The sequence below is a fragment of the Micromonospora sp. B11E3 genome (assembly GCF_039871625.1).
GTDB lineage: Bacteria > Actinomycetota > Actinomycetes > Mycobacteriales > Micromonosporaceae > Micromonospora.
Genome location: NZ_JBDPMC010000020.1, coordinates 1 through 22228 on the forward strand (window position 1 = coordinate 1; position 22228 = coordinate 22228).

A 22228-nucleotide genomic window follows, 5' to 3' on the forward strand; every position below is an offset into this window, starting at 1 on the left:
CCGCAGACGTTCGGCGACTGGGCCGACGAGCACGGGGCGGCGGTACTTCGGGCACCACACCACGTGGTATCCGAGGCTGTACGCCGCCCCACGGTTCGTCTGATATTCGGCCACGAATTTAGTATACGCACGGCACGTAACTAACAGAGCAGCATCAGGGCAGCGATTCACCTGCCGCCTGAAGACGGCAGCCCTCTCGCCTCAAATCGGTAGAGCCAGGGTGACCTGCCGACAACACCCGGGAGTTGCTCGCCGTCACGCTGTGGCCGGGCAACGCCGGGGCCGATACGGCCGCCGATCTCCTCGACGTGCTCACCCAGGCGGTCGCGCAGGTCCTCCCGGAACACCGCCGGCGCCTGCTCATCCGTGGCGACTCCGCAGGGGCCACCCACGCCGTGCTCGACTGGCTGATCGGACGTCACACCGTCCGCCGCACCCTGGAGTGCTCCCTGGGCTGGTCGATCGGCGAAACCGAACGCGCCACCATCGTCGGCCGGCCGCCGAGGCGTGGGCACCCGGCGATCGTCACCAACACCACCAGCGGCGCCTTGCAGTGGCTGGAGGCCCGCCACCGGGCCCACGCCCGCGTCGAGGACCGGATCCGCTGCGCCAAGGACACCGGCCTGCGCCGGCCACCCTCGCGCGAGCTCGCCATCGACCGGGCCTGGTGCACCGCTGCCGCGATCGCCGCCGACCTGATCGCGTGGCTGCAACTCATCGGCCTCGACGGCGACCTGGCCAAAGCTGAACCGAAGCGGCTGCGCTACCCGGATCCCGCACACCGCCGCCCGCCTCGTGCACGGCCAACGCCGCCGCTGGCTACGCATCCCCTCCAGCTGACCCGGGCCGAACAGATCCCCCACCGCGCGTTCCACCGGATCACGGCCATCCCCGCCCCCGGGCTGACCAGCCCAGCCGCTGCCCCAACAACCCGGAGGACCCCAGGAGACCACGCCCGCCGCCGCGACAGACGGCCCTGCCACCATGCCCGGAGCCCCCCGACATCGACCATCAGCGCTCAGGTCCGCCGGGCGGAACGAGCCGACGTCAGGCGCGAATCATCGAGGCTAGTAGTATGCATAGAGCTATTCAGCTCGGCCCGGCGGGTCGACTGTCGCCTGAGTCTCGCGTTCCAGGAGGAAGGGGTGAAAGATGAGCATGACTCTTTGTGCCTTGGTTCCTTCAACGTCGCGCTCAGTCCAGAACTTCGCGCACCCGAACATCACCCGTGTCGCTTGCTCCGGGAGACCGGCCCTACTGCCGAGGCGTCACACCCGCCCGCTCGTGTTTGATCCGCGCTAGGAGATGCTTGACATGACCGCCACTGCGGCCACGGCGCCGGCCGACGTCTATGAGCGCTTGACCAACGCCCGGCTATCGCCTGCGCAACGACGAATCGCGCGTTATGTGATCGATCACCGTGATGCTGCGGCCTTCCTCACCAGCGAGAGCATTGCTCGGCAGGTCGGCGTCAGCCAACCTTCGGTCTCACGGTTCGCGGCCGCGCTCGGTTACGCCAGGTTCTCGGACTTCAAGCGAGCGCTCCAGAAGTGGGCCCGCTCTGAGATGTCGACACTTCCGCCCTCAGTCGAGAGCGCGAGTCCTTTGGCCGAGGCGATCGGGGCCGAGGTGGCCAATCTACAGTGGCTCGGCCAGTCGGTCACCCTCGAGGAGCAGATTTCTCGGGTCGGGTCCGCCCTCATGTCCTCGCGGCGGCTGCCAGTCATCGGGCTGCGAATCTCGCGTTCGTTCGCCCAGCACTTTGCCTACCTCGGTGCCAAGGTGCACCCGAACATCTCCGTGATCGACCGCGGCGACACAGAGGCCAAGGAGAGCCTTGCTCGCGCGGCGGCGGAGGGGGCCACCTGGTGCCTGGCGTTCATCCTCCCGCGCTACCCGAGGGAAGCCTGTGACCTGGTGCGTTATGCGAGGCAGATCGGGCTCAAGGCCGCGGTTCTCAGTGACGAGTCGTTTGCGACCGTCGGGCACGAGACCGACGAGCTCATCACCGTCAGGCTCGGGAGTGGGTTGCTCTTCGACACGTCCGCAGCGATGAACATCGCCTCGTCCGCGCTCCTGCACGCCATGGCCGACTCCAACCCTGGAGCCTCGCAGGACGGGCTCGAGCGCTTTGAGCGACACGCCACCGATCTGGTGGTCTTCGAGGACTGATCGAGGCCGTCGGCGGCCAGCGCATCACGGCACGGGCGGTGCGGGGCGCGTGGGGTCGTCGGCGACCTTGACGATGAGCTTCCCGAAATTCTTCCCCTTCAGGAGGCCGAAGAACGCGTCAGGGGCGTTCTCGAGCCCGTCGACGAAATCCTCTCGGTACTTGATCCGACCGTCCGAGAGCCAGGCCGACATGTCGCGCTGGAAGTCGGAGTAGTGGGTCGAGATGAAGTCCCGCTGCGTGAAACCGCGGACGACGAGTCGCTTGATGTTGATCGCGCTCATTAGCTGCGGGAGCCGGTCGGGCCCGACCGGCGCCGACGTCTCGTTGTACTGAGAGATCAGGCCGCAGACGGGCACCCGTGCGAAATCGTTGAGGTGATCGAAGACGGCGTCCCACACGGCGCCGCCGACGTTCTCGAAGTAGACGTCGATTCCGTCCGGAACGGCCTCGCTCAGCTCGTTCCCGAAGGTGGGTGATCGATGATCGAGGGCGACGTCGAAACCCAGCTCGCGCAGCCATGCCACCTTGCGGGCGCCGCCCGCGATGCCGACGGTACGGGCGCCCTGGATCTTGGCGATCTGGCCGACGACGGACCCGACAGCCCCTGTCGCGGCCGCCACCACGAGCGTCTCGCCCGCGCGGACGTGCCCGATCTCGGTGAGTCCGACGTACGCCGCGAAACCTGGCATGCCGAGCACTCCGAGAGCGGTTGAGATAGGTGCCTTGGCCGAGTCGACCCTGCGCAGGGACTGACTGTCCTGCACGGCGTGGGTCTGCCAGCCGGAGTGCGCGAGGACGATGTCGCCGGGGCTGAAGGAAGGCGACGCCGACTCGAGGACCTCGCAGACGGTGCCGCCTTCCATCACCTCGCCAACCTCCACCGGCTTGGCGTAGGAACGCGCTGCGTTCATCCGGCCGCGCATGTACGGGTCCAGCGAGAGGTAGATCGTCCTCAGCAACACTTGGCCGTCGCCGACGGCCGGGAGCTCGCGCGTCTCGAGACGAAGGTTCGAGCGGGCGGGCTCGCCGACGGGTCGGGAGGCGAGGACGACGGCATGGGAGTGGGTCACAGGAGGCAACATAACCGAGGTTGCCCGCACTGCATAGTGTGAGATACGGTGCGCGAGGCAGATGAATGATTTTCTGCAACCAGGACAAGGTCCTCGCTCGACGTCGAGGGTGCCAGTCGCCGGGCGACCTGTCGCTGCCGTCGCTCTCGTCGCTGGGTCGCCGTCGAATGTGAGCCTGAAGAGATCAGCTAACAGGAGGATGATCATCGTGAGCACCATCACGATCACCGGCGAGCATTTGAGCCTCGATACGCTTCGTCCCGTATTCCGGGGCCCTGTCCGGGTGGCGCTTGCTCCTCAGGCGGTGGAGAACCTGCGACGCGCGCACCAGGTGATCCTGGACGCGATCAGCCGCGGAGATGTGGTCTACGGGGTGAACACCGGCTTCGGAAAGCTGGCGGACCGACGGATCTCACCTTCGGACCTCCTGGAGTTGCAACGCCGGTCGGTGCTGTCGCACATGGTCGGGGTGGGGGACCCGCTTCCCGACGAGACGGTCCGCGCCATCATGGTCATCAAGCTCATCGGTCTTGCGCGCGGGCACTCCGGCATCCGCGTCGAGACCGCGGAGATGCTCGTGGATATGATCAACGCGGATGCGCTGCCTGTCATCCCAACGCAGGGCTCCGTCGGGGCCTCGGGAGACCTGGCGCCGCTGGCGCACCTCGCCGGCGCCCTGATGGGAGAGGGTCGCGTCCGGATCGACGGCGTCACCTACAACGCCGTAGAGGGTCTCGCGAAGGTCGGACTGACTCCCATCGAACTGGGCCCCAAGGAGGCGGTGGCACTCCTGAACGGCGTTCAGGCATCCACCGCCATCGCCCTACGGGGACTGTTCGGCGCCGAGGCCGTCTTCAACGCCGGCCTGGCCGCAGGTGCGCTGACGCTGGAGGCGACGGCGGGCCGGCAGGTCGTTCTCGACGACCGCATCCAGCAGATCCGCGGGCACGCTGGCCAGATCCGGGTCGCAGGCCTCCTGCGCCGCCTGGTCGCCGACAGCTCGGTCCTCGACGTGGAGTTCGAGGGACGTCGGCTCCAAGATCCCTACTGCCTGCGTTGCCAGCCACAGGTGATGGGGGCAGCGCTGGACCTCCTGACGTTCGCCGCGCGCACGATCCAGCAGGAGGTCAACGCGGTCTCCGACAACCCACTGATGTTCCCCGACGATGATGTCGTCTTGTCGGGCGGCAACTTCCATGGCCAGCCCATCGCTTACGCGGCGGACATCATCGCCATGGCGATCTGCGAGATCGGGTCGATCTCCGAGCGCCGCCAGGCAATGCTCATGGATGCCTCCATGAGCGGATTGGCGCCGTTCCTGGTTGGCAATGCGGGCCTGAACTCGGGATTTATCATGGCTCAGGTCACCAGTGCCGCGCTCGTCGCGGAGAATCGGGCCAAGGCGACTCCGAACAGCGTCGACAGTATTCCGACCTCCGCCGGCCAAGAGGATCACGTCAGCATGGCGACGCACGCATCCGTGCGCCTTGGGCCCATGGTGCGCAACGCGGCGTACATCATCGCGATTGAGCTGCTGTGTGCTGCCCAGGGTCTGGACCTGAGAAACGGCGGGGCTGCAGCGCCGGCGAATCGCCCCACTTACGACCTTGTGCGCTCCAAGGCTGAATTCCTCAAGGACGACCGTATTATGGCGGGGGAGATGGAGGCCGTTGCCGCGGAGGTCCTCGACGGGGTCTTCATCGACATCGTCGGTGGTCCACTGGAAGCTGACGCCTGACCGGCAGCTTTCCGCTCTTGCCGCATGGGGTGGGCTGCGCCACGGGGGTGGGCGCGCATGGCGTGCCCACCCCTTCGCGGTTTTTCTGAGCGCTGCTCGTGGGCTCTGGTCGCCCTCAGACGATGCTGTCAAGGCGCGTCGCTGCCCGTGCCGACAGCGCCAGGGGCTGCCCGCCGTCGGCCCGGACGAGGACGATGGTGGCGAATGCACTGATCTTCTTCCCCTTGTCGGACCCGCGGCAATCACCACCTCACTGGACTTGACGACTGTGCGTCGAGGACCGCGGGGTTGGTTCCGGCTCTCGGCCGGCCGCCACCCGCACCCGCCGACAAAACTCGTCGTGGATCGCGTCCCATGTTCCGTCCCTCCGCCGCCCCGTGAACCAGCGATGCGCCGTATTTGGCGGCGGGAGCTTGCGCGGCATCTGCCGCGAGTATTCGCATCGGCGCCCCGTGATCATGGCGGGGATGATCTATTGCCGGGCGCCGTGCATCGACGTATCTAACCGTTACGTGTCGCGCCCAATCGGTCACTCAATGCTCTCTCGCGAGGGCGGCCTGAAGGCGGCCGTGTTGCGGCTGTGAAACATCTTCAGATCCCGTGCGTGAAGGGCTTGCCGTGCTGCATGGAAGGGGATACCGTTCCGCCAGCGCTGAATGAATTCTTTCACGCCAGCCTCGAGTAGCCCACCAGGAGCCATCGATGCCGAAAAGCCGTGTAGTGACCGCCACCCTCTCCCTGCTTGCCGCCACCGCGCTCCTCCTGAGCGGTTGCGGGGCGGAGGCCGACACGTCGAAGGACAACGCTCAGCTCGTCCCGAAGCTGAATGAACTGCTGCCGCAGAAGGTGCGCGACGCCGGTGTCCTCACCGTGGGGACCGACCCGCAGTACCCGCCGTGCGACTTCACCAACCAGTCAGGGCAGATCGATGGCTTCAACCACGACATCCTGATGGCGATGGCGCCGCGACTTGGCGTCGACATCCGCCAGCAGGCGATCGCCTTCGACGGCCTGCTGCCCGGAGTTCAGAGCGGTCGGTTCGATGCCGCGATGGAGTGCATCACCGACAACCTGGAGCGCCAGAAGACGGTGAAGTTCGTCGACTATGCCTACGCCACCAAGAGCGTCGTCACGACGTCGGAGAACAAGCGCGGCATCACGAAGAACCCCCTGACCACGTGTGGGCTGAAGGCGGGCGTTCAGACCGGAACCGAGTTCGTCGAAGACGCCAAGCTGTTCTCGAAGAACTGCGAGTCGGAGGGCAAGGCCGCGCTGCAGATCACCAACTTCCCGACCGCCGGCGACCAGAACACCGCACTGCAGTCCGGTCGGATCGATTTCGCCTTCACCAACACGGCGACTGGAGTGTGGCAGGCGAAGGCCAGCGGCGGCCACTTCGAGATCATCCCGAGCCCGCTGCTGTCGCGCACCTACGTCGGCATCGTGGTAGGCCTTCAGGCCGACGGGACCGCCAAGGCCCTGCTCGGTGCGCTCGAGGCGATCATCGAGGACGGCACCTACGGCAAGATCATGTCGAAGTGGGAACTCAACGACATCGCGTTGGACAAGCCCGGCATCAACCTGGCGACCGAGCGTCCCCTCGAGCTGCCGAAGGTCTGCGGGGCGTGCGGCTCCTGACCTAGCGCCGATGTGGGCGTCGCCCCGAGCGTGTCGATGATCTTCTGATGCATTGTCGTTGACTCGCGGGACGCGGCTCTGACGCGGCGCGGACATCCGCGCCGCGTCAGACCCGGCGGTCAGGCTGACTTGAGCGCAAACCCGACCGTTCAGGCCGGCCGTCTGTCGCGAGCACACGAGAAGCGTCGACCTCGGACACCAACCACGCCTCTCGGATCATCGCTAACGAGAAACAAAAGAAGGTGAACCGTGACACACGTGACACACCCGGCAGCTGATGTCGAAGTGCGAGATCCTTTCGCGAAACCCCGGCCACGCAGACACCCGAGCTACTGGATCAGTGGGCTTGTCGCGGCTGTGATCCTGGGTTTTCTCGTCTACGGGTTCGTGACCAATGAGCACCTGGAATGGGATGTCGTAGGTGACTACCTCTTCGCCGATCCCATCATGGAGGGCTTGTGGATGACGATCAAGCTCTCATTGCTCTCCCAGCTCATCGCAGTGCTGATCGGTTGCCTGCTCGCCCTTCTCGGTGAGTCCCGGAACCCGGTCTTCCGCACCTTCGTCAAGGCGTATGTCGGGTTGTTCCGAGGGCTGCCGCTCCTTGTTCTCCTGCTGATCTGCTTCAACGCGGCACTCTTCATCCCGCGAGTCGGGTTCGGTGGAGCCAGTTGGGACACGAACACCCTCATCACCGGTTTCACGGCCGCCATCATCGGCCTTTCCTTGCACGAGGGTGCCTTCATGGTCGAGATCATCCGTGCCGGCTTCATGTCGGTGCCTCCCGGCCAGCGTGAGGCGGCCCAGGTCCTGGGAATGAAGCGTGGCCTCACCATGCGGACCATCGTCATCCCACAGGCGATCAGGGTCATCATCCCCCCGACGGGCAACCAGTTCATCAGCCTCCTCAAGGCGAGCTCGCTTGTCGCGGTCATCGGTGGAGGTGACCTCCTCACCCGGGCCCAGCAGATCTACGGCTCCAACTTCAAGGTCATCCCGCTCCTCATGGTGGTCAGCTTCTGGTACCTGACGATCGTCATGCTGGCGACCCTGGGTCAGCACTTCCTCGAGAAGAAGTACTCCCTGTCCGCAGGACCGCAGCGGAAGTTCATGAAATCTCGAGTCGGGGAGGCGTCGAAGTGAAGCAGCAGCCACTTGTGACCATCCGGGACGTGCGGAAGTGCTACGGCGAGATCGAGGTCCTCAAAGGCATCGACCTCGACGTCATGCACGGAGAGGTGCTGTGCCTGATCGGGCCGTCAGGCTCAGGAAAGAGTACGCTGCTTCGGTGCGTGAACGTCCTCGAACAGATCGATGGCGGCTACATCCAGGTAGAGAACGAATTCGCGGGCGCGACGGTCAAGAACGGGGAGCTCCACGAGCCCAGCGAGGCCGAGATCGCGAGGTACCGCCAGCGCATCGGCATGGTCTTCCAGCACTTCAACCTCTTTTCCCATCTGACAGCGCTCGAGAACGTGGCCATCGGCCTTGTCAAGGTCCGGGGATTCGCAAGGAGCGAGGCGGTCGCCCGCGCGCGGGCGAGCTTGTCTGACGTCGGACTGGCGCACCTGGAGAACTCGTACCCACGCCATCTCTCCGGTGGGCAGCAGCAACGTGTCGCCATCGCCCGCGCGCTGGCCATGGAGCCGAAGCTCATGCTGTTCGACGAGCCGACGAGCGCCCTGGATCCCGAGCTCGTCGGGGAGGTGCTGTCGGTGATGCGTCGCGTGGCTGAGCGGGGGATGACCATGATCGTGGTGACCCACGAGATGCGGTTCGCGCGGGACGTCGCCGATCGGGTTGCCTTCATGGATCAGGGCCGGATCGCCGAGATCGACGACGCCAAGAAGCTGATCGATTCGCCGACATCCGAGCGTACGAAGAACTTCCTGAACCACGTGAGGTGAGAGTCGGTATGGTCAACCTGCAGATCGCGTTCGGTGAGCCACGCGGCGCCACGGATGCTCCGTGCCTGGTCCTCGGCCACTCCTTGGGTACGTCATCCGCCCTCTGGGCCGACGCGGCCGCGTTGCTCGCAAGACACTTCCGTGTCGTCACCTGGGACCTACCCGGACACGGCGCCTCGCCCGCCGCAGACGATGCGTTCACCATCAGCGACCTGTCCGACGCAGTGGTCGGTCAGCTCGGCGCACGCGGGGTCTCCACGTTCCTGTACGCGGGCGTCTCCATCGGTGGCACCGTGGGGATGGACGTGGCCCTCCGGCATGCCGAGCGCGTCGACGCAGTTGCGGTCATCTCCGCCGGCGCCAACGTCGACGCACCAGCGGCCTGGGCTGAGCGGGCTGCCCTGGTGCGCTCGGAAGGGACTGAGGCGTTGACGGCGGGATCGCTGCAGCGCTGGTTCGCGCCGGCGACGCGGGAGCACCGCGGCGAGCGAGCGGCGTCGATGATCGAGGAACTTCGTCGCGCCGACGACCGTAGTTATGCGTGGGCGTGCGAGGCTCTCGCCGCCTACGACATCTTGCCCGACCTGCCGCGGATGGACGTCCGTGCTCTCGCGCTGTGGGGCGAGCACGACCAGCTCGTCCCCGAGCGCAAGTCGGCCGAGCTCGCTCGAGGGCTGCCGCGCGGGTCTCTCCAGTGCGTTCCTGGTGCGGCACATGCTGCGCCCCTCGAGCAGCCCACGACCGTCTCGGGTCTGCTGGTCGACTTCTTCCTATGCGTGTGAGCGTTGTCCGCGAGTGACGTCACGGTCGAGTGTGGAAGACGGCACCGCCGTTGCCGCCCAAGCCCCTGCGGTCGTGCCGTGGTGCCGGAGGAGGCAACATGTAGAACGCGCCTGCTGACGAACCCAAGATGCCGGTGAGGACCTGTGCCCCGATAGGAACGACGTTGACAGAACTTATGCCCAGTACAGCCTTCCATGACCACATCGCTGTCGGTCGACGGCGACCAATGACGCACGTCGACGCAAGGAGCGGGCGCCGTGTCGGTTCGTGACAGATTGGCCGAGATCAGCGCGATCGGCCGAGACAACGTCCGCGGTGGCTACTCGCGTCATCTGCTGGAGCCGGCGGAGGTGGCGCTTCGCAGCTGGTTCAGAAGTTCAGCGGAGGCACTGGGTCTCTCCGTCGAGGTGGACGGGAACGGGAACCTGTGGGCGTGGTGGGGCGAGTCCCGACAGGGAGCCCTCGCGACAGGCAGTCACCTTGACTCCGTCCCCGGTGGAGGCGCGTTCGACGGACCTCTCGGTGTGGTAAGTGCACTCGAGGCGGTCGCGATCCTCAAGGCTGAAGGCTGGTGTCCCACGCGGCCGATTGCCGTCTGTGCGTTCGCGGAGGAAGAAGGATCCCGCTTCGGCATGCCGTGTCTGGGCTCTCGACTGATGGTCGGTGAGATCGCGCCGGAGGACGCGCTCGCCCGGGTCGACCGCAGTGGCGTCACCCTCGAAGAGGCCTGGCGGCAGGCGGGCCTGGAGGTCTCCACCATCGGCCCGGACCCCGACCGACTCGCTGGCATCGACATGTTCCTCGAACTTCACGTCGAGCAGGGCCTCGACCTGGAGGACCGTGGTCTCCCCCTCGCAGTGGGTTCGGCGATCATGGCGCACGGCAGGTGGCGGCTCTCGATCGTCGGGGAGGGTAACCATGCCGGGACCACTCCGATGCAGGGGCGCCGCGACCCGGTGGTCGCGGTCTCGTCGGCGGCCCTTGCGGTCCGCGAGATCGCCTTGGAGCGACCGGCCGCTCGTGGCACCATCGGCCGCATCTCGGTCACCCCGAACGGCACGAATGTCATCGCCTCGCGTGTTGACGCCTGGCTCGACATCCGGGCTCATACCGACTCTGAGGTACGCGCGCAGTTGGACGCGACGGTTGCGCTCATCCAGAAGAGGGTTGCGGCCGAGGACTGTGCTCTTGAGGTCCACGAGGAGTCGTTTTCGCCGTTGGTCCTTTTCGACGAGTCGCTCACGGCGAGGATCGCCAGTCTTCTCGGCGGCGTGCCGGTGATACCGACAGGCGCTGGCCACGACGCGGGTGTCCTCTCCGCGTACGTCCCATCCGCGATGATCTTCGTCCGGAATCCGACTGGCGTCTCGCACGCCCCGGAGGAGACCGCCCGCGAGGAGGACTGCGAGGCCGGAGCGCAAGGGCTTGCCGCCGTTCTCCGAGACCTCACCGGCGGGGCCTCCCGATGAGCGGCGAACGGCAGCGCTTCCACTGCCAGGTCGCGCTCGTGGAGGGACGCCTGGCCGAACGGGTGCGGGTGGAGGCGGTGGACGGCGTGGTCGTCGAGGTCGTCGCAGGCGTGTCGCCGCAGCCCGACGATGTCGTGCTCGGAACGGTCGTGCCGGGATTCGGGAACGCCCATTCCCATGCGTTTCATCGAGAGCTGCGCGGTCGTACGCACGCCAACGGAGGTGACTTCTGGCAGTGGCGGCACCGGATGTACGACGTCGCCAACAGTCTGACGCCGGACAGCTACCACGTCGTCGCGGAGCGGGTCTTCAAGGAAATGCGCGACGCCGGTTACACGGCGGTCGGTGAGTTTCACTACCTGCACCACCAGCCTGGCGGAACGCCGTACGGCGGTCACGAGATGGAGCTGGCGCTGGTTGCGGCGGCGACCTCCGCCGGCGTTCGGCTGGTACTTCTGGACACCTGCTACTTGTGGGGTGGCGTCAACGCGCCACTGGGCGCGGAGCAGCAGCGGTTCAGCGACGGAGACGCCCATCGCTGGTTGGACCGCTGGCATCGGCTGCGCGACGTGCTTTCAAAACAGGGTGACGGACTCGTCACCCTGGGGGCCGCCATTCACTCGGTCCGAGCGGTATCGCGATCCGACCTCTCCGTGATCGCCGACGGCCTCCCTCAGGACGTGCCGCTGCACGCCCACGTGTCCGAGCAGCCCGCGGAGAACCAGGCCTGCATCGAGGCGCACGGCCTGACTCCGGTCGGGCTGCTCGCGGATCACGGGCTGGTGTCGTCGCGGTTCTCCGCAGTTCACGCGACGCACCTGACCACTGGCGACATCGGCCTGCTCGGAGACGCCGGCGCGACGATCGTGATGTGTCCCACGACCGAAGCTGATCTCGGCGACGGGATCGGCCCTGGCCCCGAGCTCCAGGGCGCGGGGGCGCGCCTCGCCATCGGTTCGGACCAGCACGTGGTGATCGATCCGTTCGAGGAGCTCAGCCGTTTGGAGCTCGACCAGCGCTTGCGGCTGCAGCGGCGTGGGGTTTTCCCGCCGGACACGCTCTGGGCGGCGGGAACCGTCAGGGGGTACGAATCCCTCGGCCTGTCGCGGAATCCTGGACTTCCGCCGGGACTGCGCGTGGGCGAGCACTGGGACGCGGTCGAAATCGACGCGACGTCGACGAGAGTCCGAGGTGCTGACCCGTGGCAGTTGCCACTCGCGGCGCGTGCCTGCGATGTGCGGGCAACCATCGTCGGCGGTCGGCTGACACGTCCCGGCCGCTGAGAGAGACCGTCAATAGGGGTTACCCGTTCGCGGGTAGCAGACAGGCACGGGGCTTATCGATCACGTGAGTCTTCTACGCTCCGTGACCGACAAGGATTCCCGTGCCTGCGCTGCCCTTCGCTGTTGGAACCCGGCTGGGTTCAGTTCGCCGCACTGCTGCCCGGCCGGGGAGTTCCACCCCGGTCACCCGCTGGGCTGTTACCGACGTCGGATCCCCGGACCGGGTCGTGTTCGCGCACGTCATCGCGGCGTTGGCCCACGGCTCGGGCTACGAGCGGGTCGCGTCCGCACAGTGCCCGCACGCCACGATCCGCCGTCGGACAGGTCACGGTCCACCCGGACCGCGGCTACGACAACCAGCCCAGCCGCAAGGCACTGGCCGACCACGGCCTCGACGCCAGGATCGCCGAACGAGGCGGGCGCGCCCCGATGCAGGCCAGCAACCGCTGGCCGGTCGAACGCACCCGCCGCCTCAGATAATGCCTACTGGCGGTCTCTCCAAGGTCACCGAACCGCGAGCCACTGCCGAACCCCTAGCCCGTCAAGGGCGGCCGACGGTCGCCAGACGTCGAACCTGCTGATCCCGCGGCCAGCGGTGAGGGCGATCACGACGGCGGCCGTCGGGAACTCCAGCCCCGGGAACCGGCAGGGCAGGAGTTCAACCGGGTCGGAGTCGTCGGCCCTGACCATGAGGTTGACGGCACGGCACGGCGCCGTCAGCCGGACCAGCGTCGTCTCGGAGTCGCCGGCGAACGAGAACGGCGTGGCAGCGGCGATGCAATGGGTCTGACCATCCACCCGCAGCTCGACGGGGCTGTCGATCGGAACGAAGGTGCGTGCGATTCCCGGGAGGCGTGAGAACGGGCCTGGTCCGGTCAGGTCGGCGATGCTCAGTCGCCAGGGCGGCCGGCCGGTGGCCAGCCTCCGGCTCTCCTGGTAGGACACCACTTCGCGGGTCACCCCTGCACCCGTCGCCCAAGGAGCCGGCCGAAGCTGGCAGAACCGGCGCAGCGGTGCCGGCACCCCGCCGTCACCAGGTGGCCCGCTCGTTGGGGCGGCTCCGGCCCCCGGACCGAGATCCCCGCGTACGCGACTGGCTCCGTGGCGGACCGTCGGCTTCCGCGTCACCGGCTCGTCCCGGGCGCGGTATGGTCCTGCGTCGCGGGGCCGCCGGCGAGCTCTCCCAGGATCGTGAGGAGGAGAGCCGCCGTCGTCTCGGGGTCGTCGATGTTGGGTGAGTGCCTCGCATCGATCTCGTAGACCTTGCAGCTGGGGGCGTGCTCGGCGATCCTGTGCGCCCAGTCCGGCTCGACGAGGTTGTCCTGGCGTCCGCTCACCAGCGCTAGTGGCGTCCGCACCGTTCGGAGGCTCCGCGGGTAGTCGTCGTGGCGCTTCGGCGCGCCCTCGAACGGGGTGGCGAGTCCGGCGGCAGCGACGGCTCGGTAGTGACCTGGGTTGCACGCGTCACGTAGCCGAAGCTCGACGTGGTCGTCGATCGCCGGGAACTGACCGGTGAGCAGGCGCACGATCCGCAGCATGTCCGCGTGGGAGCCGTCGAAGTGCGACAGCGCGGCCAGCCCCTCCTTGGTGCGGTACGGGCCACCCGTTCCTGAGATCGACACGGCCGTGCTGACGCGCCACGAGAACCAGGGCAGGGTCGCTGCCCGCAGCGCCATGGCGCCGCCGAAGGAGTTGCCGACGAGGTGGGCGGGGCGGTCCTCCAGCCCGAGCGCGTCGAGCAGCGCCGCCACCTGGCGGAGTCGGAACTCGTACGGCGCCACGTCGAGCTGCACCATCTTGCTGGAGGCCCCGTAGCCGTAGAGGTCTGGTGCGATCACCCTGTAGTGCTTCGCCAGGGTGGGGATCACGTTGATCCAGCTTGCCTCGGCCGAACCACCCCATGCCCCGTCGTGCAGCAGCACCAGGGGGTGTGCGGATGGGGATCCCGCCGACAGGAAGCTCGTCACAAGCCCGCCGACGTTGATCTGGTCCCGTTTGATTGCCGACATGTCGGTGTCTCCTGTGGAGGGATGCGTAGTGCCAAGAGTCATCAGAGATCTGCCGGTCTAGTCGAGGAACTCGTGGTCCGACTCGATGATCGACTCGGTGATCTCCCAGTACTCCACATTGGTGTACGGCCAGATCTGGGACACCCGTCCGTGCCGGTTCTGATACCAGGTGCTCACGTACGGCTGGCCCCACGCCATCCTCCGGTTGCCCTGGTCGACCCACGCGACGAAGCGGTCGAGCGCCTCCCTGCGTACGTCGATCGCGGCCGCCCCCCGGCGAAGGACCTCGTGAATCGCCTTGAGTGAGTACTCGACGGCGCGCTCCAGCATGAAGTGCAGGCTGCCCGCGACAACGCCACCCACGTTGGGGCCGTAGATCAGAAAGAAGTTGGGGAACCCCGGGACCATGACGCCGTTGTGGGCGCGTGCGTCACCGTCCCAGAACTCGTGGATCTCCACACCGTCTCGTCCCAAGACCTCGACCTCGTCGAGATAGTCGGACGGCTTGAAGCCGGTCGCGTACACGATGACGTCCACCTCGTGCAGGAGACCGTCGTTGTCGACGATCCCGTCCTCGGTGAACCGCTCGATCCCGGAAGTCACGAGCGTCGTCTTCTCGGCGAGCAGCGCAGCGGCCCACACCTCGTTGTCCCGCAGCATGCGCTTCGCGCCGGGCGGGTACGTGGGGACGATGTGCTGGAGGAGTTCCGGGGCGTCCTGGAACTGGGCCTCGAGTCGGCGGACGAGATACTCCCGCAGCTCCTGGTTCTTGGCCGAGACGCTGAGCGGCGCACCGGGCCAGTCCGCTTCCGCTGTGACGGTATGGGTCCGTCCGGGGATGCCCGTGAGGATCACCCAGAGGCGGTACCACTGCGCGTAGTGCGGAACCTTCCGCACGAGCCAGCTGAACGCGTCCGTCATCGGGTGGTGATAGTTCGGCGCCGGCAGCATCCACGGCGCACTGCGCTGGAAGACGGTGAGGGCATCCACATCCCCGACGATGGCGGGCACGATCTGGTAGGCGCTCGCGCCGGTGCCGATGACGGCAACCCGCTTGCCCCTCAGGTCGGTTGAGTGATCCCACTCCTGCGAGTGCATCGTCGTTCCGCGGAACAGGCTCTGGCCCTCGAACTCCGGGATGTTCGGCCTGTCGAGCTGGCCCAAGGCGCTGACCACCGCCGAGAACCGGCGGACCTGCTCGCCGCCGTCCGGTCCACGGGTGGTCGCCTCCCAGAACCGGCCGTCGTCGTCCCAGCGCAGGCGAAGGAGTCTGGTCGAGAACTCGATCCTGTCGGTGATTCGGGCCCGCTCGGCCACGTCACGGAGGTAGTCGAGGATCTCGCCGCCCTGCGCGAACTGGTGCGGCCAATCGCCGCGCTGCGCGAATGAGTAGGAGTATCCGAAAGTGGGAGTGTCGAGACGGACCCCGGGATAGGTGTTCTTCGCCCACGTACCTCCCACGGACGTGTTGGCCTCGATCAGGGTGAACGGCACTTCCGCTTGGGCGAACCGGTGAGCGGCGGCGATCCCCGCGACACCTGCGCCGATGATGAGGGTGGGGAACGGTCGCCCGTTCGCGACATCCCCGAACTTCCAGGACGGCCGGCCGCCCTTGTCGGTTGCGAGGTCGAGCTCGTGGGTCAGCATCTGATACCACTGCTCTCGGCCGCCGCTGAGGTAGTGGAGGATCTCTCGAACTGTCTCGTCCGGCAGCACGTCGACCGTGGTGATCCCCTTGTCGCGCAGGACGGTCAGCGCAGAGAGGGCGACGGCGACAGCCTTCTCCTTCTGATCCTCCGACATCCCCCCGTGCGGGTGCGGCTGCGTGTCCATCGGCGTCAGAGGCGGTTGGAGGTCCGCGTGCAGGATCGACGTGTCGCCGAGAGCTGCCGCCAGCGCAGCGAGCAGGACGGGCAGCTCCGAGCCGGCCGACACGTGCTTGAGGAACTCGTCGTCCTCGACGATGGCTTCGGACCGAGAGACCTGGTAGAGGTCGTCGAACCGATGCATCTCGTCGGCATCAGGTTCGGGAGTCGGTGTCATTCGGGTTGCTACCTCCTTCTGGCGAGACGGACGTCCGTGCGGGATGCGCAGTGTCGGAGCTGGCCGTTTCTCGCCCGCATAATACTATGCTAGCGGCGGCATCTCGCATAGAGTTGTGCCGGGCCGGGTGGGCGGCCGGCTGCGACGCCGGCCGCACCGTGGCCGATGCGGTTCGTCCCCCAAACGAGAGCGAGGAAGATCAAGTGAGCGTTTCGGCTGACGTCGTCAAGGCATGGCTGGAGGAGTTCGGGCGGGTGTGGCGCGAAGGCGACGTGGCGGGGGCGGCGGCCATCATGACCGAGGACGCCAGCTACCGGAACAGTCCCTTCCTGGAGCAGCCGTTCGTCGGTCACGACGCCATCGCGGGGTTTTGGGAGGCCGCGCTCGTTGGCGTCTCTGACGTCGACTTCCGCTACGGGACGCCGGTGATCGAGGGAGACCGGGTGGGCGTCGAATGGTGGGCCACCCTCCGCTCGGGCGGGGAGGACTACACCCTGGCGGGCAACTTTCTGCTGACCTTCGCCGGGAACAGGGTTGCGGACCTGCGCGAGTCGTTCGTCAAGCAGAAGGGTGATCTTCAGCCTCACGCCGGCTGGGGCCTCTGAGTCTCCGCCGTTGACGATCGTTGAGCGCCGCGTTGATCCAGACTGTGAGGGAACATGGGTACCGAGGTAGAGAACCGCGCTGACGTGCTGATCGTCGGGGCGGGGGTGATCGGCGCCAGTGCCGCCTTCGCGCTGGCGAAGGCGGGCCACGACGTGCTCGTGGTCGACCGCAACAGCGGGGTCGGAGACGGTTCGACCGGGTCGTCGGCAGGCATCATCCGCGTCCACGCGAGCGACGCGCAGAGCTCGGCGCTCGCTGCCGACGCCCTGACGGTGTGGAACAACTGGCGTGACTTCCTCGGTTCCGACAGCACCGAGGAAGTCGCGCGTTTCGTGCGGTGTGGCTCGCTGATCCTTGACGCTGGGACCGGGTTCGTCGACCGAGCCGCAGCGGCGATGAGGGCCGCCGAGGTCTCGTTCGAGGAGTGGTCGCTGGACGAGATGAGTGGCCACTTCCCGTACTTCGACTTCCACCGGTTCGGACCGCCCCGGCCCGTGGACGACGACGAGTTCTGGTCGGAGCCGACAGAGCTGCTGCCTGGCGCTCTCTACACCGCGCAGTCGGGGTACGTCGGTGACCCGACCCTCGCGGCAGTCAATCTGATGCACGCGGCCCGGAGAGAAGGTGCCCGCTTGCGGCGATCGGCCCCTGTCGTGCGGATCGATCTCGAGGGTGCCCGCGCCGTGGGAGCGACCCTGGCCGACGGGAGCAGGTTGCGAGCGGAGGCGGTTCTGGTCGCTGCCGGACCGCACACCGACTCACTTGTCAGTGCAATCGGCGGAACCTCCGACTTCCGGGTCCGAACCCGGCGGATCCGGGAGGAACTGGTCCACGTGCCGGCGCCCGCTGGGCTGGACCTGGCGCTCCAAGGGGTACACCTCGTGGACGGCGACCTCAACATCAACTTCCGTCCGGAGCTGGGCAACGCGTTCCTCGGTGGCAGTAACGGTGATCTCGTCGAGGAGCAGACAGTCATCGAGGACCCCGATGAGTTCGACCCGCTGGTGACGGCCGACGTCTGGGAGCGCACGACGCTGCGGCTGGCTCGGCGCATCCCCGCACTGGGCATCCCGCGTGCTCGAACCGGCGTCGTCGGGCTGTACGACGCGGCGGAGGACTGGCTGCCGATCTACGACCGGACGTGCTTCGACGGGCTGTTCGTCGCGATGGCGACCTCAGGCACACAGTTCAAGACGGCGCCGATCGTGGGTGAGCTACTTCGCCATGTCGTCGAGACAGAGCTGGACGGCCGCGACCACACCGCAGAACCGTTCCTCGCCCCCACCAGCGGGCGCAGCTATTCGACGGCGCAGTTCTCCCGGCTGCGTGATCCGCGCAAGGGCCAGCTTCGGGGATGAGGGGCCTGCAAACATGTGGGACAACCAGAGGCACCAGGACGTGAACGAGCCACAGGAAGCCGTCGTCATCGACGGCATCTCAGAGTTGACCACGAACGACGAGGCCAACGGCGGGCGGATCCCCGATGCGGCGCTGGTCGTCGAAGGAGATCGGATCGCGTGGGTCGGGCCATCTCGTGCGGCGCCCCCCGCCGACCGGAGGGTGGACCTGGCCGGACGAGCTGTGCTCCCGGGTTGGGTCGATTCCCACACCCACCTGGTCTTCGCGGGGGACCGCACCGCGGAGTTCGAGGCGAGGATGGCCGGTGAGCCGTACGCGGCGGGCGGTATCAACGTGACGGTCCAGGCCACCCGGGCGGCGAGCGACGCGGATCTTGAGAGAAACATCGAGCGGCTGGTAGCGGAGGCGCGCCGTGGCGGGACGACGACGATCGAGACGAAGACCGGGTACGGCCTGACGCTGACCGACGAGGTACGGGCAGCTCGCCTGGCCGGTCGGCACGCGGACGCGGTGACGTTCCTCGGCGCACACGTCGTGCCTGCGGGCGCCGACCCGGACGAGTACGTCGCGCTCGTCGCTGGTCCGATGCTCGACGCCGTCGCTCCCTTCGTGACCGCGGTGGACGTCTTCTGTGAGGTCGGCGCCTTCGACGAGGCGGCGACGCGCAGGATCCTCGACGTAGCCAGGGCGCGGGGAATGGCGCGTCGCCTGCACGGCAACCAGCTCGGGCACGGGCCAGGGGCGCAGCTCGCTGTCGAGTACGGCGCCCTCAGCGTGGACCACCTCGGCTTCCTGACCGACGACGACATCGCGGCCCTGGCCTCCTCCTGGGCGGGCGCGAGGCGAGGCACGGTCGCGACGGTTCTTCCGGCCTGCGACCTCTCCACTCGGATGCCGCTCGCGCCTGCCCGGCGTCTCCTGGACGCCGGCGCGGTCGTCGCGATCGCCTCGAACTGCAACCCCGGGACGTCCTTCACCACCTCGATGGCGTTCTCCGTCGCCACCGCCGTGCTGCAGATGGGTCTCACCGTGCAGGAGGCGGTCCGCGCGGCGACGCTGGGAGGGGCGATCGCGTTGGGAATGGACGAGGATGGGTGGCTCGATCCCCGTGGGGCGGCGCAGCCGGCCGTCGGGGTGATTGGTCCTGGCCGGCGGGCGGATTTTCAGGTGCTGGACGCCCCCTCGGTCACCCACCTTGCCTACCGTCCCGGGGTGCCGCTCACGAGCGCCGTGTGGCGGGCCGGCATCCGTCAAGTCTGACCTACCGTCCGCCGAGACACTTCTGCTTCCGTCTGCGGCCCGTCGCCGTGGCGGGGACCAATCCAGAATTCATTCCCCTCATTCTGACTATCTGGAGACATCATGAGTTCATCTATCGTCGGCCGGACGGTTCTCATCACCGGCGCGGCCGAACGTGCGGGCCGTGTGTTCGCGCGCAGGTTCGGAGCGGCCGGGGCGGCCGTGGTGGTGAACCACTGGAAGCAGGCGGAGCTCGCCGAGAAGACCGTCAAGCTCATCCGCTCCGAGGGTGGCGAGGCGATCGCCGTGGAGGCGGACGTGTCGAACACCGCGGACGCCCGCCGGCTCGTGGACCAAGCGGTGGCCTGGCGCGGCGATCTCTCCGTGCTGATCCATAATGCGAGCTCACTTCGCGCGAAGGAGTTCGAAGACGTGACCGAGGACGACTTCGACGCCTCATTCGGGGTCAACATCCGGGGACCGTTCTTCCTCAGCCAAGCCGCGGCGGCGGTCATGAAGGCACAGGGACACGGCAGGATCATCGCGCTGGTGGGGAACTCGACCAACGAGGCATGGCCGAACCTCATTCCGCATGGCCTGTCCAAGACGGCCCTGATTCGGCTCATGGAGCAGCTCGCCGTCGCGCTGTCTCCGACGGTGCAGTGCAACGCGGTGGCGCCGACGCAGTTCTTCCGTTCGGACGACGGCACCAATGACGCGCTGCGTCGCTATCGCGGCGAACCGCTCGTCGATGGCGACACCTACCGTGTCGGGACGCGGTACGAGTTCCGCAACGGGGATGCCGACGATGTCGCGGAGACGCTGCTCTTCCTCGCGACGTGCTCGCCCTACCTGAATGGCACGGTCATCCGTCTCGATGGCGGGAAGGCTCTCTACTAGCGGTCTCTCCCGACGAGCAAGAGGTCGGTCCATCCGCGACGCCGGCGTCGACCTCTACGAAGTCCGGGCGTTCGCGATGTGGGCGACCCGGAAGTGCGTCCTCTTGGCCGTGCCTCTGGCCGCGTCGGCCTCCCGGGGTGTGGCGCCATCGCTCACAAGGCGCTGACCCACGTCGGCATCGCCTCCCGGCGCCGACGGCGGGCCAACAGCGCGGGCAGGGCTTCGGCGAGGCAGGTCGAGCAGGCCTGCATGGCTATCGAACGCGTGTGCCAGGCGCACCGGGTCCGTGGTCTCTATTCGTAACAGGGGTGCGGGGGACAACGGCATCCTGCCGTGACCGTCCCGTGGCCCGGGATCGCACCGGTCGTCCGTCGGCAACGGCAGGGTCTCGCGGCTCGCCGTCGCCCGGCGCTCCCTTGGCTGCCCGGACAGGGTGGACCCGGTGGAAACGAGAGAAGGAGGGTATCGATGCTCATCGGCATCCCGAGCGAGTCGAAACAGGGCGCCCTGGTTGCGGCGACCGCCAAGACGGTTTCCCAACTGACCAACCTCGGCTACGACGTGATCGTCGAGTCGGGCGCCGGCGACCTCGCCGACCAGCCCGACAGCGCGTTCACCGCCGCCGGTGTCCGGGTCGGTACGACGGAGGAGGTGTGGGCCGCCGACGTCGTCGTGAAGGTCAACGCCCCCACCCACGAGGAGATCGGCCGGCTCCGGCAGGGCGCCACGATCATCTCGATGATGGCGCCGGGCCGTAGCCCCGAGCTGCTGGAGGAGCTGCAAGCGCAGGGCGTGACCGCGCTCGCGATGGACGCGGTGCCGCGGATCTCGCGCGCGCAGCCGATGGACGTGCTGTCCTCGATGGCGAACGTCGCGGGCTACCGCGCCGTGGTCGAGGCCGCGCACGAGTTCGGCCGGATGTTCACCGGCCAGGTGACCGCAGCGGGCAAGATCCCTCCGGCCCGGGTGTTCGTGGTGGGCGCCGGTGTCGCGGGTCTGGCCGCGATCGGTGCCGCATCGGCGATGGGTGCGGTCGTGCGCGCGTTCGACGTGCGTCCCGAGGTGGCCGAGCAGGTCGAGTCGATGGGCGCGCAGTTCGTTGAGCTGGACCGGTCCGTGTTCAAGGCGGAGAAGTCTTCCGACGGCTATGCCAAGGAGATGACCGAGGAGCAGCAGGCCGCGACTGCCGCGATGTACGACGAGGAGGCGCGCGCCGCCGACATCGTCATCACCACCGCGCTGATACCCGGACGCCCGGCGCCGCGCCTGCTCACCGCCGAGACTGTGGCCGGCATGAAGAACGGCTCCGTGATCGTCGACATGGCCGCGGCCAACGGTGGAAACGTCGCGGGCACCGTGGCGGATCAGAAGGTCGTCACCCAGAACGGCGTGACGATCCTGGGTTACACGGACCTCGCCGGCCGCCTGGCCGCGCAGACGTCGCAACTGTACGGCACCAACGTCGTCAACCTGCTCAAGCTGCTGACCCCGGAGAAGGACGGCAACCTGACGTTGAACTTCGACGACGTCGTCCAGCGTGGCATCACCGTCGTCAAGGACGGCGAGTCCACCTGGCCGCCGCCGGCCGTGCAGGTCTCGGTCGCCCCCGCGGCCGCGACTCCCACGGTTGCTGCTCCGGTCAAGGAGGAGAAGGCGCGGCTGTCCGCAGGTGCGAAGGTCGGCCTGGTGTTGGGCGGCATCGCCCTGTTCTGGCTGGTCAACGCGACCGCGCCGGACCCGATCCCGCGGCACTTCACGACGCTGATGCTCTCGATCGTGATCGGTTACTACGTCATCGGCAAGGTGGCGCACGCGCTGCACACGCCGCTGATGTCGGTCACCAACGCCATCTCCGGCGTGGTCGTGGTCGGCGCGTTGATCCAGATCGCCTCGGAGAACACCACCATACGGATTCTCTCCGCCGTCGCGACCCTGCTTGCCTCGATCAACATCTTCGGTGGCTTCGCGGTCACGCGGCGCATGCTCGGCATGTTCAACAAGGGGGTTTGAG

At 67.5% G+C, this 22228-nt stretch carries 19 protein-coding genes and 1 pseudogene; 15 read left to right on the top strand and 5 right to left on the bottom strand.

Going from position 1 to position 22228, the window contains the following annotated elements:
• A partial coding sequence (locus ABGB16_RS13185; RefSeq protein ID WP_347668377.1) for a transposase occupies positions 1-114 on the bottom strand: 114 nt, incomplete at its 3' end.
• A gap of 131 nt (positions 115-245) precedes the next feature.
• Between ABGB16_RS13185 and ABGB16_RS13190 the strand changes: the two genes are divergently transcribed.
• A complete protein-coding gene (locus ABGB16_RS13190) occupies positions 246-1292 on the top strand; it encodes a hypothetical protein (protein ID WP_347668304.1) in 1047 nt (348 codons plus the stop codon).
• 22 nt (positions 1293-1314) lie between these two features.
• Positions 1315-2172, top strand: a complete 858-nt coding sequence (locus tag ABGB16_RS13195; protein ID WP_347668305.1) for a MurR/RpiR family transcriptional regulator — start codon at positions 1315-1317, stop codon at positions 2170-2172.
• Positions 2173-2196: 24 nt separating this feature from the next.
• Here the strand turns inward: ABGB16_RS13195 and ABGB16_RS13200 are convergent, their stop codons facing one another.
• Positions 2197-3273, bottom strand: a complete 1077-nt coding sequence (locus tag ABGB16_RS13200; RefSeq protein ID WP_347668306.1) for an NADP-dependent oxidoreductase — start codon at positions 3271-3273, stop codon at positions 2197-2199.
• Between the two features lie 178 nt (positions 3274-3451).
• On the opposite strand from ABGB16_RS13200, the gene hutH reads away from it, so the two are divergent.
• The 8 genes and pseudogenes from hutH to ABGB16_RS13240 all read left to right on the top strand — a co-directional run.
• Complete coding sequence (hutH, locus tag ABGB16_RS13205) at positions 3452-4981, top strand: histidine ammonia-lyase (protein WP_347668307.1); 1530 nt, start codon at positions 3452-3454, stop codon at positions 4979-4981.
• Between the two features lie 702 nt (positions 4982-5683).
• On the top strand, positions 5684-6619 hold the full coding sequence (locus ABGB16_RS13210; protein ID WP_347668308.1) for an ABC transporter substrate-binding protein: 936 nt from the start codon (positions 5684-5686) through the stop codon (positions 6617-6619).
• 249 nt (positions 6620-6868) lie between these two features.
• On the top strand, positions 6869-7762 hold the full coding sequence (locus tag ABGB16_RS13215; RefSeq protein ID WP_347668309.1) for an amino acid ABC transporter permease: 894 nt from the start codon (positions 6869-6871) through the stop codon (positions 7760-7762).
• The gene (locus ABGB16_RS13220) at positions 7759-8526 is read left to right on the top strand and encodes an amino acid ABC transporter ATP-binding protein (RefSeq protein WP_347668310.1); all 768 of its coding nucleotides are present in this window, start codon (positions 7759-7761) and stop codon (positions 8524-8526) included. The genes ABGB16_RS13215 and ABGB16_RS13220 overlap by 4 nt, the downstream gene beginning before the upstream one ends.
• Before the next feature lie 8 nt (positions 8527-8534).
• On the top strand, positions 8535-9308 hold the full coding sequence (locus ABGB16_RS13225) for an alpha/beta fold hydrolase (RefSeq protein WP_347668311.1): 774 nt from the start codon (positions 8535-8537) through the stop codon (positions 9306-9308).
• A gap of 258 nt (positions 9309-9566) precedes the next feature.
• On the top strand, positions 9567-10778 hold the full coding sequence (locus ABGB16_RS13230) for an allantoate amidohydrolase (protein ID WP_347668312.1): 1212 nt from the start codon (positions 9567-9569) through the stop codon (positions 10776-10778).
• Complete coding sequence (locus tag ABGB16_RS13235; protein WP_347668313.1) at positions 10775-12061, top strand: formimidoylglutamate deiminase; 1287 nt, start codon at positions 10775-10777, stop codon at positions 12059-12061. Before ABGB16_RS13230 ends, ABGB16_RS13235 begins: the two co-directional genes overlap by 4 nt.
• Positions 12062-12166: 105 nt before the next feature.
• Positions 12167-12381: pseudogene (locus tag ABGB16_RS13240) on the top strand (IS5/IS1182 family transposase); the annotation flags it as partial.
• A 184-nt stretch (positions 12382-12565) separates the two neighbouring features.
• Here the strand turns inward: ABGB16_RS13240 and ABGB16_RS13245 are convergent.
• From ABGB16_RS13245 to ABGB16_RS13255, 3 genes are read right to left on the bottom strand one after another with little or no spacing between them, the layout of a single operon-like run.
• The gene (locus tag ABGB16_RS13245) at positions 12566-13189 is read right to left on the bottom strand and encodes a HutD family protein (protein WP_347668314.1); all 624 of its coding nucleotides are present in this window, start codon (positions 13187-13189) and stop codon (positions 12566-12568) included.
• Positions 13186-14070 carry an alpha/beta hydrolase gene (locus ABGB16_RS13250; RefSeq protein ID WP_347668315.1) on the bottom strand — a complete coding sequence of 295 codons (885 nt, stop codon included), beginning with the start codon at positions 14068-14070 and terminating at the stop codon, positions 13186-13188. Before ABGB16_RS13250 ends, ABGB16_RS13245 begins: the two co-directional genes overlap by 4 nt.
• A gap of 57 nt (positions 14071-14127) precedes the next feature.
• A complete protein-coding gene (locus tag ABGB16_RS13255) occupies positions 14128-16113 on the bottom strand; it encodes an NAD(P)/FAD-dependent oxidoreductase (protein WP_347668316.1) in 1986 nt (661 codons plus the stop codon).
• 203 nt (positions 16114-16316) lie between these two features.
• Here ABGB16_RS13255 and ABGB16_RS13260 point away from each other — a divergent pair, with 203 nt between their 5' ends.
• From ABGB16_RS13260 to ABGB16_RS13280, 5 genes are all read left to right on the top strand, one after another.
• Positions 16317-16718: a nuclear transport factor 2 family protein gene (locus tag ABGB16_RS13260; protein WP_347668317.1), complete on the top strand. Its 402-nt coding sequence runs from the start codon at positions 16317-16319 to the stop codon at positions 16716-16718.
• Between the two features lie 84 nt (positions 16719-16802).
• On the top strand, positions 16803-18077 hold the full coding sequence (locus ABGB16_RS13265; RefSeq protein WP_347668318.1) for an FAD-dependent oxidoreductase: 1275 nt from the start codon (positions 16803-16805) through the stop codon (positions 18075-18077).
• A gap of 40 nt (positions 18078-18117) precedes the next feature.
• Positions 18118-19338 carry an imidazolonepropionase gene (hutI, locus tag ABGB16_RS13270; RefSeq protein WP_347668319.1) on the top strand — a complete coding sequence of 407 codons (1221 nt, stop codon included), beginning with the start codon at positions 18118-18120 and terminating at the stop codon, positions 19336-19338.
• Between the two features lie 102 nt (positions 19339-19440).
• Positions 19441-20217 (top strand): SDR family NAD(P)-dependent oxidoreductase, encoded by a 777-nt coding sequence (locus ABGB16_RS13275; protein ID WP_347668320.1) that lies wholly within the window; start codon positions 19441-19443, stop codon positions 20215-20217.
• Between the two features lie 468 nt (positions 20218-20685).
• Complete coding sequence (locus ABGB16_RS13280; protein ID WP_347668321.1) at positions 20686-22227, top strand: Re/Si-specific NAD(P)(+) transhydrogenase subunit alpha; 1542 nt, start codon at positions 20686-20688, stop codon at positions 22225-22227.
• Position 22228 lies beyond the last annotated feature (1 nt).